The sequence below is a fragment of the Polymorphobacter megasporae genome, assembly GCF_018982885.2.
GTDB classification, from domain to species: domain Bacteria; phylum Pseudomonadota; class Alphaproteobacteria; order Sphingomonadales; family Sphingomonadaceae; genus Polymorphobacter_B; species Polymorphobacter_B megasporae.
In genome coordinates this window covers 2314689-2329721 of record NZ_CP081848.1, presented here as the reverse complement: position 1 = coordinate 2329721, position 15033 = coordinate 2314689, and the positions used below count along the sequence as shown (strand labels likewise).

Annotated in this window: 11 protein-coding genes; 7 read left to right on the top strand and 4 right to left on the bottom strand. The window is 65.4% G+C overall.

The window, feature by feature from the left end; all coding sequences use genetic code 11:
* Positions 1 to 20 precede the first annotated feature (20 nt).
* The 5 genes from KTC28_RS11025 (at position 21) to KTC28_RS11005 (ending at position 9124) form a co-directional block, all read left to right on the top strand.
* Positions 21 to 1049 carry a methionine synthase gene (locus tag KTC28_RS11025; protein ID WP_216710359.1) on the top strand — a complete coding sequence of 343 codons (1029 nt, stop codon included), beginning with the start codon at positions 21 to 23 and terminating at the stop codon, positions 1047 to 1049.
* Between the two features lie 434 nt (positions 1050 to 1483).
* Positions 1484 to 2311, top strand: a complete 828-nt coding sequence (locus tag KTC28_RS11020) for a transglutaminase-like domain-containing protein (protein ID WP_216710360.1) — start codon at positions 1484 to 1486, stop codon at positions 2309 to 2311.
* 75 nt (positions 2312 to 2386) lie between these two features.
* Positions 2387 to 5662, top strand: coding sequence for a transglutaminase family protein (locus tag KTC28_RS11015; RefSeq protein ID WP_216710394.1), 3276 nt, complete (start codon positions 2387 to 2389; stop codon positions 5660 to 5662).
* Complete coding sequence (locus KTC28_RS11010) at positions 5652 to 8183, top strand: circularly permuted type 2 ATP-grasp protein (RefSeq protein WP_216710361.1); 2532 nt, start codon at positions 5652 to 5654, stop codon at positions 8181 to 8183. The genes KTC28_RS11015 and KTC28_RS11010 overlap by 11 nt, the downstream gene beginning before the upstream one ends.
* Positions 8180 to 9124 (top strand): transglutaminase family protein, encoded by a 945-nt coding sequence (locus KTC28_RS11005; protein ID WP_216710362.1) that lies wholly within the window; start codon positions 8180 to 8182, stop codon positions 9122 to 9124. The genes KTC28_RS11010 and KTC28_RS11005 overlap by 4 nt, the downstream gene beginning before the upstream one ends.
* A gap of 248 nt (positions 9125 to 9372) precedes the next feature.
* On the opposite strand, the gene KTC28_RS11000 is transcribed toward KTC28_RS11005, so the two are convergent.
* The 4 genes from KTC28_RS11000 to KTC28_RS10985 all read right to left on the bottom strand — a co-directional run bounded on the left by KTC28_RS11000 (position 9373) and on the right by KTC28_RS10985 (position 12888).
* Entirely contained in the window at positions 9373 to 11184 is a 1812-nt protein-coding gene (locus KTC28_RS11000) for an ABC transporter ATP-binding protein (RefSeq protein ID WP_255601935.1), read from the bottom strand.
* Positions 11185 to 11456: 272 nt separating this feature from the next.
* Positions 11457 to 12074, bottom strand: coding sequence for a class I SAM-dependent methyltransferase (locus KTC28_RS10995; RefSeq protein ID WP_255601934.1), 618 nt, complete (start codon positions 12072 to 12074; stop codon positions 11457 to 11459).
* Entirely contained in the window at positions 12071 to 12394 is a 324-nt protein-coding gene (locus tag KTC28_RS10990; RefSeq protein WP_255601933.1) for a hypothetical protein, read from the bottom strand. The genes KTC28_RS10995 and KTC28_RS10990 overlap by 4 nt, the downstream gene beginning before the upstream one ends.
* Positions 12391 to 12888 carry a DUF427 domain-containing protein gene (locus tag KTC28_RS10985; protein ID WP_216710364.1) on the bottom strand — a complete coding sequence of 166 codons (498 nt, stop codon included), beginning with the start codon at positions 12886 to 12888 and terminating at the stop codon, positions 12391 to 12393. Before KTC28_RS10985 ends, KTC28_RS10990 begins: the two co-directional genes overlap by 4 nt.
* A 223-nt stretch (positions 12889 to 13111) precedes the next feature.
* Between KTC28_RS10985 and KTC28_RS10980 the strand changes: the two genes are divergently transcribed.
* Both KTC28_RS10980 and KTC28_RS10975 read left to right on the top strand, forming a co-directional pair.
* Positions 13112 to 14611, top strand: a complete 1500-nt coding sequence (locus KTC28_RS10980) for a PAS domain S-box protein (protein ID WP_216710365.1) — start codon at positions 13112 to 13114, stop codon at positions 14609 to 14611.
* Positions 14612 to 14769: 158 nt separating this feature from the next.
* On the top strand, positions 14770 to 15024 hold the full coding sequence (locus KTC28_RS10975) for a GlsB/YeaQ/YmgE family stress response membrane protein (RefSeq protein ID WP_216710397.1): 255 nt from the start codon (positions 14770 to 14772) through the stop codon (positions 15022 to 15024).
* Positions 15025 to 15033: the final 9 nt, after the last annotated feature.

The following is a 15033-nucleotide window of genomic DNA, read 5'->3' as shown; positions in this document are numbered from 1 at the left end:
CAAGACATAAGGCCGCTACCATGAACACATTGCTACCTACTTCGACTGCCGGCAGCTTGCCCAAGCCCGTCTGGCTTGCGCAACCCGGGACGCTTTGGTCGCCGTGGAAGTTAGATGGCAAAGATCTGGTCGATGGCAAACAAGACGCTTTGCGTCTGTCATTGGACGATCAACGGCAGGCCGGCATCGATATCGTCAGTGACGGCGAACAGACGCGCCAGCATTTCGTCACGACGTTTATCGAGCATCTCAACGGGGTTGATTTTGAGACGCGGAAGACTGTCAGGATCCGCGATCGATACGACGCTAGCGTGCCGACGGTGGTCGGCACCGTCGAACGCAAAAATCCGGTTTTTATCGAAGATGCTAAATTTCTGCGCCGGCAAACCGGGCAGCCGATAAAATGGGCGTTGCCCGGACCGATGACGATGATCGATACTCTCTATGATGACCATTATCAGAGCCGCGAGAAGCTGGCGTGGGAGTTCGCCAAGATCCTCAATCAAGAAGCCAGGGAACTCGAAGCCGCCGGCGTGAATATCATCCAGTTCGACGAACCGGCATTCAACGTCTTCTTCGACGAAGTGAATGACTGGGGCGTTGCGACTCTGGAAAGGGCGGCTGAGGGGCTTAAGTGCGAGACGGCCGTTCACATCTGCTACGGCTACGGGATCAAGGCCAACACCGACTGGAAGAAGACTTTAGGATCCGAGTGGCGGCAATATGAGAAGGCCTTTCCCAAGCTGAAGGAATCCAGCATCGATATCATCTCGCTGGAATGCCAGAATTCGCACGTTCCGATGGACCTGATCGAACTCATTCGCGGCAAGAAGGTGATGGTCGGCGCCATCGACGTGGCGACCGACAGCATCGAAACGCCTGAGCAAGTGGCCGACACGCTGCGACAGGCCCTAAAGTTTGTCGATGCCGACAAGCTCTATCCGTCGACGAACTGCGGCATGGCGCCGTTGTCTCGCCGCGTAGCGCAAGGCAAATTGGCCGCTTTGAGCGCAGGCGCGAGCATCGTTCGGAGAGAGATCACGACCTAGGGTCCAAGCCCAATCAGCAGCCCGATGCCGACGCAGAGTACTGGTTCGGAGAGTCTCCGATTTTTCGGAGGGCTTGGCTGTTGCGGGAGTGTTGTGCTGGTTATCGGATGCGGCCTTGGCGACGATCGTTACGTCAAGGCGCACCGTCGTTCCGGCGGCGCAAAGGGGCCCAAGCCGTGGCCATTAAGGTCTTCTACAGCGGTCGGACGATGAAGATCCACGCCCTCGCTGATCTACTTGGCGAGCCGCGGACCGACATCGCTCACCGAATGGCGGCAGGCGACGGATGAAGTTCGATGACGCGAAAGTCGAGCGGTCGTTAGTCGCCAATTATTCTTAACGATCGCATCGAATCGCTGGGAAATTGACGCCGGTTCGTGGCAAGCGTGTCAGCAGCAGCGCGGTGCGATTCGCGCATATCTGACGAGGCCTCGATGCTGATCCGCGCCGGCTACGAACTTATCCTCGGGGTCAATGTCCCGACGGCGATGACCGCAATGCTCAAGGTCCATCCCTTGCGCGCCGCCGACCTGCGGACGCCGCAGGCGGTCGTGACCAGCCCGGCGCTGCCGACGCGCGACTATATCGACCAGTTCGGCAACATCTGCACGCGGATGGTGCTCCCGCCGGGCGACACCGTGCTGAGTTGCGACGTCGTGGTCGAGGACAGCGGCATGCCCGATCCGCAATATCTCGATGCCATTCAACATCCAGTCGACGACGTTCCCGACGACGCGCTGATCTATCTGCTCGGCAGCCGCTATTGCGAGACCGACCGGATGTCGGCGCTGGCGTGGAGCTTGTTCGGGCATGTCGAACCGGGTTGGGGCCGCGTCCAGGCGATCGTCGAATACGCGCACCACCGGCTCGAATACGGCTACGAGCATGCCGATGCGACACGGACCGCAAACGAGGGCCATGAGCACCGCGTCGGGGTGTGCCGCGACTTCGCGCATCTCGCGATCGCGCTGTGCCGCTGCATGAATATCCCGGCGCGCTACTGCACCGGCTATCTCGGCGATATCGGGGTTCCGCCAGCCGCGACCGCGATGGATTTCCATGCGTGGTTCGATGTCTATCTCGGCGGCGGCTGGCACGTCTTCGACGCCCGTCACAACCACCCGCGCATCGGCCGCATACTGATGGCGCATGGCCGCGATGCCACCGACACCGCGCTTACGACGACCTTCGGACCGGTCTGGCTCAACGGTTTCAAGGTTCACACCGACGAGGTCAGCTCGGTCGAATTGACTGCTGCATAGATCGCCGCGGCGAGCGTTGCCGATGGCCGGGGCGCTCGCTATGCTGACCTCCCCTCGCCAAATACGGTAAATGCCCTGTCGATCATTGCCGCCCTCAACCACGTAACCCGCTACCGCTACGACGAACCGGTTACGCTCGGTCCGCACGTGGTACGGCTTCGCCCGGCTCCCCATACCCGGACGCGGATCCCGAGTTACTCGATGAAAGTGACGCCGGCGGCGCACTTCATCAATTGGCAGCAGGACCCGCACGGCAACTGGCTCGCGCGCATCGTCTTCCCCGAGCCGACGACCGAGTTCAGCATCGTCGTCGACCTGACCGCCGAGATGGTTGTGATCAATCCGTTCGACTTCTTCGTCGAGCCGTATGCGACGACGCTGCCGTTCAGCTATCCCGAGCAGCTTGCGCAGGATCTCTCGCCGTATCTCGCGGTCGATGACGACGGTCCGCTGCTCGAAGCGATGTTCGCCAGCCTCGATCTCGACGGCAAAGGCACGGTCGACTTCGTCGTCGGCGTCAACGCGCAGATCGCCCGCGCGGTTGAATATACCGTGCGGATGGAGGCGGGGGTGCAGACCCCCGACGAAACGCTCGCGCTCGCGCTCGGGTCGTGCCGCGATAGCGCGTGGCTGCTCGTCCAGCTGCTCCGCCGGATGGGGCTCGCTTCGCGTTTCGTCTCGGGCTATCTGATCCAGCTCAAGGCGGACATCGACCCGGTTTCGGGGGCGCAGGGCACCCGCACCGACTTCACCGACCTGCACGCCTGGGCCGAGGTCTACATCCCCGGCGCCGGCTGGATCGGCTTCGACGCGACGTCGGGATTGCTTTGCGGCGAGGGCCACATCCCGCTCGCGGCATCGCCCCACTACCGCTCGGCCGCGGCGATCACCGGTGGTGCGAGCCGCCCCGCCGACGACTTCGAATTCTCGATGACGGTGTCGCGGCTGGTCGAGCCGATCCGGATCACGCGCCCGTTCGAGGATGTCGACTGGGACGCGCTCGACGCGGTCGGCGAGCAGGTCGAGGCCGAACTGCAGAAGCAGGATGTCCGGCTGACGATGGGCGGCGAGCCGACCTTCGTTTCCATCGACGACTTTGAGGCCGATGAATGGAATATCGACGCGTCGGGACCGACCAAGCCGATCATCGCCGAGGCCTTGCTCCACCGCTTGAAGGACCGCTTCGGCACGGGCGGGTTGCTGCATTACGGCCAGGGCAAATGGTACCCCGGCGAACCGCTGCCGCGCTGGGCACTCGGGTTGTACTGGCGCAAGGACGGCCTGCCGATCTGGCCCGAAGTGACGCTCGATCCGCTGCGCGTCGAGGCGGGTGTCACCACTGCCGATGCCGAGGCGCTGATCACGCGGCTGGCGACGCGGCTCGGCGTCGATCCGGCGATGGTCATTCCGGCGCGCGAAGACGCGCTGCACTTCATCAAGACCGAGGGCGACCTCCCCGATAATCTCGACCTCGACACGGCGGCGATCGACGAGCCGCTTGCGCGCGCACGGCTGCGCCGGGCGATGCAGGGCGGCCTCTCGAAAACGGTTGGATACGTCCTGCCGCTGCGCCGGTCGTTCGGCAAGTCCGAGGGCAAGGGCTGGCTGAGCGAAGCGTGGACGTTCACTCGCGAGGGGCTGTTCGTCATTCCCGGCGATTCGCCGCTCGGTTTGCGACTCCCGCTCGACACACTGCCGGCGCTCGACGACAAGGATTATCCGCACATCGTCCCGCTCGACCCATATGTCGAACGCAAGACGTTGCCCGATTTCAGCACGGTCGAGCCTGCCGCTGCGCCCAAGGCTGCGAAGCACAAGCATGCGTCGCGCAAACCGCCAGCAGTTCGGACCGCGATCAACGTCGAGGCGCGCGACGGAGTGCTGTACGTCTTCATGCCGCCGATCTCTCGGCTTGAGGATTATCTCGAACTGATCGCCCAGCTTGCAGCGGCCGCCGAGGGCCTGCCGATCCGCATCGAAGGCTATCCGCCGCCCGCCGACCTGCGGATGGGCGTCCTCAAGGTGACGCCCGACCCCGGGGTGATCGAGGTCAACGTCCAGCCCGCCGCGAACTGGCGCGAGGCGGTCGACATCACCAACGGCGTCTATGACGATGCGCGCGTCACTCGCCTCGGTGCCGACAAGTTCATGATTGACGGGCGCCATACCGGCACCGGCGGCGGCGCGCATGTCGTCGTTGGCGGCGTCAGCCCGGCGGACTCGCCGTTCCTGCGGCGGCCCGACGTGCTGAAAAGCCTGCTGATCTATTGGCAGCGGCATCCGGCGCTGTCGTATCTGTTCGCCGGCATGTTCGTCGGGCCGACGAGCCAGGCCCCGCGGATCGATGAGGCGCGCCACGACGCGCTGTACGAACTCGAGATTGCGCTGAACATGATCCCCGGGCCGAAGGCCAAGCGTCCGGCACCGTGGCTCGTCGATCGGCTGCTGCGCAACCTGCTGACCGACGTCAGCGGCAATACCCACCGCACCGAGATCTGCATCGACAAACTCTACTCGCCCGACGGCCCGACCGGCCGCCTCGGGCTGCTCGAGTTCCGCAGCTTCGAGATGCCGCCTGACGCCCGGATGAGCCTGTCGCAGCAGTTGCTGATCCGCGCGCTGATCGCATGGTTCTGGCGCAAACCGCAGGACGGCGCGCTGGTACGCTGGGGAACCGGGCTCCACGATCGCTTCATGCTGCCGCATTTTGTCTGGGAGGATTTCAAGGAGGTCCTCGCCGACCTCAACAACGCCGGCTACGCCTTCGACAGCCAGTGGTACGAGGCACAACGCGCGTTCCGCTTCCCGGTCCACGGCCGGGTCCAGTACGGCCCGGTCTCGCTCGAACTGCGCCACGCGCTGGAGCCGTGGCACGTCATGGGCGAGGAGGGGTCGAATTCGGGGACCGTTCGCTTCGTCGATTCCTCGGTCGAGCGGCTGCAGGTGCTCGTCGAGGGCTTCAACCCCGAGCGCCACGTCATCACCTGCAACGGCCGGGCGCTGCCGATGACCGCCACGGGCAACTCGATGGAGGCGGTCGCCGGGGTCCGCTACAAGGCGTGGAAGCTGCGCAGCGGCCTCCACCCGACCCACGACGTCGACGCGCCGCTGACATTCGACATCATCGACCGGGCGCACAACCGCTCGATCGGCGGCTGCGTCTATCACGTCGTCCACCCCGGCGGGCGCAACTACGAGACCTTCCCGGTCAACTTCTACGAGGCGCAGGCGCGGCGCAAAGCGCGCTTCGACGAGAATGGTCATACGCCCGGCATCATCAAGCCGCCGCCGCTCAAGTCGACGCCCGAGTTTCCGCTGACGCTCGACCTTCGACGCTTCCGTGGCCACTGAAGCGTCGGTCGCACCGCGCGAGCCGCAAGACCTCGACCCGGCATCGGCGGCGCGGCTGTCGTCGTGGCTGCGGAATTACCGGACGCTGTCCGGCGTACCCGACGAGCTGTTTGACGTCATGCGCCGCCCGCGGCCGGACTGGCTGCGGTTCCTCGCCGGGTTTGCCGAATACAACCACGATGAGGCGCGCAACCGCTTCGCCCTCGCAACGCGGCATATCCGTGACACCGGGGTGTCGTACCGGATCTACGGCGAGGAAAACGAGCGCAGCTGGCCGCTGAACCCGCTCCCGCTCATCCTCGGCCATCGCGAATGGGCGCAGATCGCTGAGGGCGTCGAGCAGCGGGCCAACCTGATCGAGATGATCCTCCAGGACGTCTACGGCGCGGGTCGCCTCGTCGACAGCGGCGCGCTGCCTGCCGCCGCGCTGAGCGGCAGCCCCGACTTCATCCGGGCGCTGCGCGGCGTCAGGCCGCCGGGCGGCCGCCAGATGCAGATTTATGCCGCCGATCTCGGTCGCGGGCCGGACGGCCGATGGTGGGTCCTCGATGATCGGACGCAGGCCCCGTCGGGTGGCGGTTATGCGCTCGAGAACCGCCTCGTCCTGTCGCGCGCCTATCCGGCGCTGTATAACGCAATGAACGTCCAGCGCCTCGCACCGTTTTTCGACGGCATGCGCCAAGGGCTCGCCGCAAGCGCCAGCCGCAGCGATCCGCGCATCTGCCTGCTGACGCCGGGGCCATTCAGCGAGACGTATTTCGAACAGGCGCATCTCGCGCGCTACCTCGGCTTCCTGCTCGTCGAAGGCGCCGATCTCGTCGCCCGCGACGGCAAGGTCTATGTCCGCACCATTGCTGGGCTCAAGCGCGCCGACGTCATCCTGCGTCGCGTCGACGCCGACTTCCTCGACCCGCTCGAACTCAATGGCGCGTCGCGGCTCGGCACGCCGGGGATCCTCGAAGCAATTCGCGCGGGCGGCGTCGCGATGGTCAACATGCCCGGCACCGGGGTGATGGAATCGAAGGCGTTGCTCGGCTTCCTGCCCAAGCTGTGCCGCCAGGTCCTCGGCGAAGGGCTTAAGCTGCCCAATATCGCGACGTGGTGGTGCGGCCAGGCAGCCGAGGCCGACCGCGTCCACCATAATCTCGATTCGCTGGTGATTGGTCCGGCGTTCAACGGAGTTGGCGACGGAAGCCCGCCAAAGGCGCGCCTTTTTGCCGATCTCTCCGCGGCCGAGCGCGACGATCTGCGCGCCCGCCTCCGCGATCGCCCGGGCGACTACGTGGGTCAGGAGGTCGTCCGCCTCTCGACGATGCCGGTCCTGCGCGACAACCACCTCAAGGCCGCGCCTTTCGTCCTCCGCGTTTACGCAGCGTGGACCGCCGATGGCTTCAAGATCATGCCGGGCGGATTCTGCCGGACGTCGGACCGCACCGATGCACGGGCGATCTCGATGGGCGACGAAGCGTGCACCGCCGATGTCTGGGTGATCGACGATCAGCCGGTCGAACGCGTGACATTGCTCGCCGCCAAGGACGAGGTCGCCGTCCGCCGCAAACTCGGCCATCTGCCGAGCCGCGCCGCCGACAATCTGTATTGGCTTGGTCGCTACGTCGAGCGCGCCGAGGCGACGCTGCGCCTCGCGCGGAGCTTGTGTACCAGTCTGATGGCATCGGAGTCGGCGACGCACACCAGCGGTGAGACGCTGGCCGGCCTGCAGAAATTGCTGATCGACTGGGGGGCGCTCGACGAGACCGCGCTGGGCCGAGGGTCGCTCGAGGCGGCCTGCGATACGCTGCGCGATCAGAAGGCGTATGGCTCGGTCATCTATCTGGTCCGGGCCGCACGGCGCACCGCCGCAAGCATGCGCGAGCGCCTGTCGGCCGATTTCTGGGCATTGCTGCTCAACCTCGAGACCGAGCTGGCGGAAACCGACCGGACACCGCATTCGGAAGCGGAGGCGCTCCAGCAGATCGAAAGCGCGCTGCAGATTCTCGCGGCGCTGTCGGGGCTGGCACAGGAGAACATGATCCGCGTCGCGGGATGGCGATTCCTCGACATGGGCCGGCGGATCGAACGCGGCATCAATGCCTGCCGGATGGCGCGGACCTTCGCGACCGAGACGTCGACGACCGACGATCTCGACCTGCTCCTCGACCTCGTCGACAGCCAGATCACCTATCGCTCGCGCTACCTCGTCGGGTTGGCGCTGGTCCCTGTGCGCGACATGGTCGTGCTCGATAGCTTCAATACCCGCTCGCTGGCGTTCCAGGTAGAGGCGCTCAAGGATCATCTCGACGCGCTGCCCGCGCTGCTCGACGACGGCATGCTCGAAGAACCCGATCGCATCCTGCTGCCGCTCGCGACCGAGGTCGAGACCAGCGACGCCGCGCATCTCGACGACCCGAAGATCCTCGAGTTCGAGCGCACCCTGATGCGTTTGTCGGGGGCCATCGCCGATCGCTATTTCCTGCAGGGAGCGAGCGCGGTCCCGACGATCAAGCTCGCCAGCATGGGATGATCTACACGATCAACCATCGGACGACCTATGTCTATGAGAAGCCTGTCGGTTTTGCCCGCTGCGTGCTCCGCCTGACGCCGGCGACCACCGCGACGCAGACCTTGCTCGACAGCCTTGTGACGGTGACGCCGGAACCATCGACAACCCTGACGCGCGATGGCCCGTTCGGCGAGCGCACCCAGACGATCGTCATCGACAAGGCGCACAGCGAACTTGTCATCACCGGGCATTCGCGCGTCGACGTCGGCGCTGGCACGGACCACGACCGGGACAACAGCGCGCCGTGGGAAGCCGTGCGTGCGCAGGCGTTCGGCACCCGTGTGCTCGGCACCGAAGGACCAGCGGCGTATCTCTATCCGACCCGGCGCACCCCGGTCGTCACCGCCATCACCGACTATGCCCGGATCAGCTTTTCTCCCGGGCGGCCGATCATCGCCGCTGCCGCTGACCTGATGGAGCGGATGTACGCCGATTTCAAATACGACCCCGAGACAACGACGGTCTCGACCCCGGCGGCGCTCGCATTCGAAGCGCGCAGCGGCGTGTGCCAGGATTTCGCGCATATCATGATCTCGGGGTTGCACGGCCTTGGGCTGTCGGCGGCGTATGTCAGCGGCTATCTGCGAACCAACCCGCCGCCCGGCCGGCCGCGCCTCGCCGGCGCAGATGCGACGCATGCGTGGGTCTCGGTGTGGTGCGGCGAGACCGACGGCTGGATCGGCTTCGATCCGACCAACGCCGTGCTGACCCGGCAGGATCACATCGTCCTCGCCGTCGGCCGCGACTATTCGGACGTCGCCCCGATCGACGGCATCGTCCTCAGCCCGGGGAGCCAGACGCTCAAGGTCGAGGTCGACGTCGTGCCGGAGTCGGAGATGGCCGCCGGTGAACGATATGCCATTCCGGTTCGCGCAAGTGTCAGGCAAACTGGACAAAGTTGACGAACCTGACGCCACGTCACCCTCGCATCTCCCCGCCACTGTACCGTTACGGTTGTTTCGCGCGGCAGCGCGGTACTTAAAGGTAAAGTTAGCCTCGTTCATCCGCGCAATTTATGCAGGCGGGCGTGGTGTAGGACAGCGGTTTCTGATCGACAGGCATATGTCGCGTGACGACATTGCTCGAGCGGATTGTCTAACAGGCGCACCCAGGATGGCGACAGCGGCCGAGGTGTGATCCGCCGCGCGGATCAGCGATAGCCAGCCGCTTGCAGCTCGAACAACTCGGCATAACGGCCGCCGGCGGCGAGCAGCGCGGCATGCGTGCCCGATGCTTCCACGCGGCCGTCACTGAGCACGAGGATGCGGTCGGCCATGCGCACGCTGGAGAAGCGGTGCGAGATCAGCACGGCCGAACGACCGGCGCTGAGTTCGCGGAACCGCTGGAACACCTCGTATTCGGCGCGCGCGTCGAGCGCGGCGGTGGGCTCGTCGAGGATCAGCACCTCGCCGTCGCGCATGTATGCGCGGGCGATTGCTATCTTCTGCCACTCGCCGCCCGACAGGTCGACGCCGTTGCGGAAGCGCTTGCCGATCATCTGATCGTAGCCGTCGGGGAGCTTGGCGACCACGTCGTCTGCCAGCGCGGCGACGGCGGCGGCCTCGATCCGCTCGCGGTCGCCGCGCGCCTCGATCCGGCCCACCGCGATGTTGTCGGCGGCGGGCAAATTGTAGCGCACGAAGTCCTGGAAGATCACGCCGATCGCAGCCCGCAAGCCGCCGAGATCGTAGTCGCGCAAGTCTCGCCCGTCGAGCAGCACACGGCCCTCGACCGGATCGTAAAGACGGGCCAACAGCTTCACGAGCGTCGTCTTGCCCGCGCCGTTTTCACCAACCAGCGCAAGGACTTCGCCCGGCGCCAGGGTAAATGACAGGTGACGCACCGCCCAGCGGTCCGCGCCTGGATAGCGGAACCCCACGTCCTCGAAGATGAAGCCCTCTCGTATGGGATGCGGAAAGGGCAATGCGTCCGCGGGCGAGCTGATCCCGGGTACTGTCCGGAAAAACGAGAATAAGTCGTCGATGTAGAGCGCCTGCCCCGCGGTCGACGAAAAGCCCGTCAGCAGCCCTTCGAGCAAGCCGCGCAGCCGCAGGAACGAGGCGGCGAGAAAGGTAAGATCGCCGATCGACAGCGAGCCGGTCACCGCGCGCCACGCGATGTAAGCATATGCGGCGTAATAGGCGATCGTGCCGAGGGCGGCAAAGCCGGAGCCCCACACGGCGCGGCGCAGCGCGAGCCGCCGGCTTGCAGCATAAGTGTCGCGCGAGATGGTGCGATAGCGATCGATCAGGAACGGGCTGAGGCCGAAGATCTTGACCTCCTTGGCCGTGTCCGCGCTCGCCGCGACCTGACGGACGTAGTCGAGTTCGCGCCGCTGCGGCGTGCGGATGTAGCTGAGTGCGTAGCTGAGTGCGTTGAAGTGGGCCTCACCGAGGAATGACGGCACGAGGGCGACGGCGAGCAGCACCATCAGCCAGGGCGCGTAAACGACCAAGCCGGCAGCGAAGCTCGCGACGGTGATGACATCCTGCGCCTGCCCGAATAATTGGCCCATCAGCGACATGCGTCCGCTCGCCTGCATCCGCGCGCGGTCCATGCGATCCTGAAACGCCGCGTCCTCGAAGTCGGCGAGGTCGAGCGTGGCGGCGTGCTCCATGAGGCGGACGCTGGCATCGTTGCTCACTCGGTCGGAGAGCAGGCCGTCGATCAGCGACACCAGCCGGCCGAGGAGGTCGGACGCGACCGCCAATACGAATTCGGCGAGCAGCAACACCTCCAGACGCCCAAGTAGTCCGGAATGGAGCCACTCGGTGAGGTCCGCTGGGCGGGTAACGAGACGATCGAGGTGAACGACCTCATCGATGATGAGCTTGCCCACGAAGAGCGTCGCGATCGGCAGCAGCGCGCGCAGCAGCCGCACGCCAAGCGTGGTCGCGGTGAGCAAGCGGCTGGTGCGCCACACCATCGCCAGGAAGGGCGGCAGGTTCCGCAGCGCGCCCATCCGCTCGCGCCATGTGGTCGGTGGCGGCGGCACGCCGCCGCGGCTGGGTCGGTCAGCGACCGCCATCTAGCGACGTGCCGGCGTCGACCGGCCCTGCCCTACTTTGCGCGTCGAAGGTAAGGTCGGCATCATGGTCCTGCCATTAACTCGCGTCGGTAGTCGCGCGTTAGAAGTTTCGCCCGGACACCCGCACAATCCTTTCCTTGCGCTCCCTTGGCCCGTGCAGCCTTGCCGGGGCCGTGCATCAGCTCCGCAAACATAGTACCGAATTCTCAGGCGCGACCCACGACCGCGATGAGCGGATCGCCCTGCGAGCCGTCAGAAAGGATGGACGCCTCGACATCGGTGAAACCGGCGCGTTCCAAGTAGAGGCTGATGAGCGACGCCTGTTGGCGCATGTCGAGCGATCGCCAAATCGCCACCGCCTTGGTCGGGAAGCAGCGATTGGCGTAGCTGACGATGAACCGGGCGCCAGGTGACAGAACACGCCGAACGTCGGTGAAGACCTCGAAAGGACGCTGGAGATATTGAACGCCGACACAGCATAATGCCGCTTCGAAAGCGCCGTCGCTGAGCGGCAACGCGGGGTCGGCATTGAGATCCTGTACGAACCAGCGGCTCAGGCGCGAGTTAGCGGCAAGCTCCGCTGCGTTCATGCCGTGGCCGACCACCGCGTAGCGCCGATCCTCGGGAAGGTGGCTGATCCAGCTCGACATCAGGTCGAGGATGCGGCCGTCATTCGGCAGCAACTCGCGGTAGAAAGCGGTCAGGGCCGCGACCGCAACCTCGTCGATATGCGTAACCAAGCGCGGCGGCGCGTAGAAGGCGAGGTCGTCGCCACTGTCGACCTTGTCGAATGACCCTGGAGGCAGAAGGTCGAAGCCGGTCACGATGCAAGCACCGCATTGGCGTACCATTCTGCGTATCCAGTATTGCGGGCCATGCGGCGGGTCAGATCAGGCGCGCCGTCCGCCCACCAGACAGGTCCTCGCTCGCCGAGCGCGACTTTGGCCGCATCGACCCCGGCGCGCGCGTCAGAGAGCGCCGCATGGTCGGATCGGAGCGCTCGACCGACTGCGCGACGCGCTGTCATGAGGTCGTCGACCAGCGCCTGATGCCGGTCGCTCGGGAGGCTAGGGTCGTAACGTCGCCAAAGCCGGCCGCGCACGACGATGTAGCGACCGTCAGGCGTGACAAGCGGCTCGGTCACCAGAACCGGCTCCCGGGCACGCCCTTGAACGGCCCCGCGACCGCCGAAGTGATCCAACCGCCATAGAAGCCACCGGGCTGTGCGACGACCTGTTCGCCGTCGACGAAGCAGGCGTCCATTGCGGCTGCATAGAAGGCGACATGGTCGCGCAATATCGCGAAGGGCGGCGTCGGGTCGGGGTACGACCACGCCGCCCGCTCCCGACGCTCGCGGTCCGCGATCACGTCGAAATATCGGGCGTGTCCCTTCCACTCGCAGAAGCTTGAGCCCTCCGCCGGCACCAAGGTGCCCGGCGCGATATCCTCGAGCGGAATATAGTAGCTTGGCGGATGGCTGGTCTCGAGCGTGCGCATCGCGCGGCGGGTATCCGCGACGATCACCGCTCCGACCCGGATCACGATGTGCGCCGAAGTAGGCTCGACGATCGCCGGGCGCGGAAAATCCCAGACGCTTTCCTGACCGGGACGGGTGGGTTCGGGACGGATCGGATGCATAGCGGGATAATGCCCGACGCTGCTTCACGACCCATCGTGCATGTCGTCGCAGCACAGAAACGCGCAATTTGCTGTTTTCACGCGACCTGATTGTCCGCGGCGAGACCGGGTCGACCGACAAGTATCATTGAACCGCGGTTCATATCCTTGCAGACACGGACCGAGGAAGTCGTTCGACCCCTGTGGACCGCAAACTTCCGGTTCGTACGATCTCGGAGATGGCATGGCCAAAAGCAGCATCAAGGCGATCACCCGGCTCCGCGAGGCCGCCAGCCTCGATCATCTGCAGAGCATCATCGCGAACCTCGACGAGGGCATCGTCCTCCTCGCACCCGACGAGACGATCCTGTGGGCGAACGATGCCGCGCTGGCGATGCACGGCGCGCAAACGCTTGGCGATCTCGGGTCGAGCGTCAGCGATTTTCGCAAGCGGTATGTGCTCAGCAAGCGTGGCCATGCTCCGCTGGCGCATGGAAAATATCCGATCGACCGGGCGATGGCGGGCGAGGCCTTCGACGGGGTGACCGTCGAGGTCACGCGCGCGGGCAAGGTCGGTCCCGAATGGGTGCATCGGATCCGTAGCCTCGTCCTGACCGATGGCGCAGGCCACGCCGAATGCCTCGCGCTGATCATCCGCAACGACACCGCGCAGATGGTCGCCGAGCGCGATTTCGAGCAGGCGTTCAACGCCAACCCGGCCCCGGCGCTGATCTGCCGGCTGAGCGACCTGCGTTTCCTCCGCGCCAATCAGGGGTTCCTCGAGATGACGGGGTTCAACGAAGACGCGATCGTCGGGCGCTCGCTTTACGAGTTCGATATCTTCAAGCACGCCGCCGACCGCGATAGCGCCAAGCAGCGGTTGGCCAAAAGCGAAACGATTCCGCAGATGGAGGCCGAGCTCGACCTGCCCGACGGCAGCGTCAAGCTCGTCATCATCGCCGGGCAGACGATCGTCCTCCGCGACGAACCATGCATGCTGTTCACCTTCGCCGACCTCGAACCGCGGCGGCAGGCCGAGCGGGCGCTGCGGCACAGCGAGGAACGGTTCTCGGGCGCGTTCCAGCTTGCGCCGGTTGCGATGGTCGTCGCCTCGCTCCGCGACCACCGTCTGCTCAACGCCAACGCCGCGTTCCACGAGATGACCGGGCACGACGAAAGCCGCGTCATCGGGCAGACGCCGAGCGACCTGACGCTGTGGGACACCGCCGCGACCCGCCGCCGCCTCGAAAGCGACCTGCTGGCGAGCGGACGGCTGAGCCGCGTCGACGCGCGCGTCAGCACCAAGGACGGCACTTTGCTCGACTGCCTGGTCTCGGCCGCGCCGATCTCGGTCGGCGACGATCCGTGCGTGTTGTGGGTGTTGCAGGATATCACCGAGCGCCGCCATTCGGAGCTCGAGCTCGTCGCCGCGCTCGATGCGGTGATGCAGGACGCGACCTGGTTCAGCCGGAACGTCGTCGAAAAGCTGGCGACGTTGCGCGCGCCCAAGCAAACGTTGGCGGACGATACCGACACCGAGCTGACTAAGCGCGAACGCCAGGTCCTCGAACTCGTCTGCCGCGGGCTCGACGACGACGCCATTGCGTCTGACCTCAGCCTGTCGCGGAACACCGTGCGCAATCACGTCGCGCGCATCTACGGCAAGATCGGGGTCAACAAGCGCGGGGCGGCGATCGTCTGGGCGCGCGAGCGCGGCCTGGCGCACAACGCAGCGTCGCGGTAACGGGTCGCCGGGTTAACTGCGGCGGTCGACCGCGCCCAAAAATACCGAAAAGAATTCGATAATGGTGCAAATGCACTAATCAAACTGGTTAACCTGCATCTTTGGGCGCTCGCCGCGCAGCCCTATCTCGCCTTCAAGCAAACTGGAGGCTCAACATGATATCATTACTCGTCTGGCTCATCATCGGCGGCGTCGTCGGCTGGCTCGCCGGCTTGATCATGCGCGACAACAATGGCGTGATCGTCAACATCATCGTCGGCATCGTCGGGTCGTTTCTCGGCGGCCTGATCCTCGACCGTGGAGAGATCAACAACTCGCCGCTGACGCTCGGCACGTTCGCCGTGTCGCTCCTCGGCGCGGTGATCCTGCTCGGGATCGTCAACCTCGTGCGCCGGGGTTCGCTACGCAACTAGTCGATCATG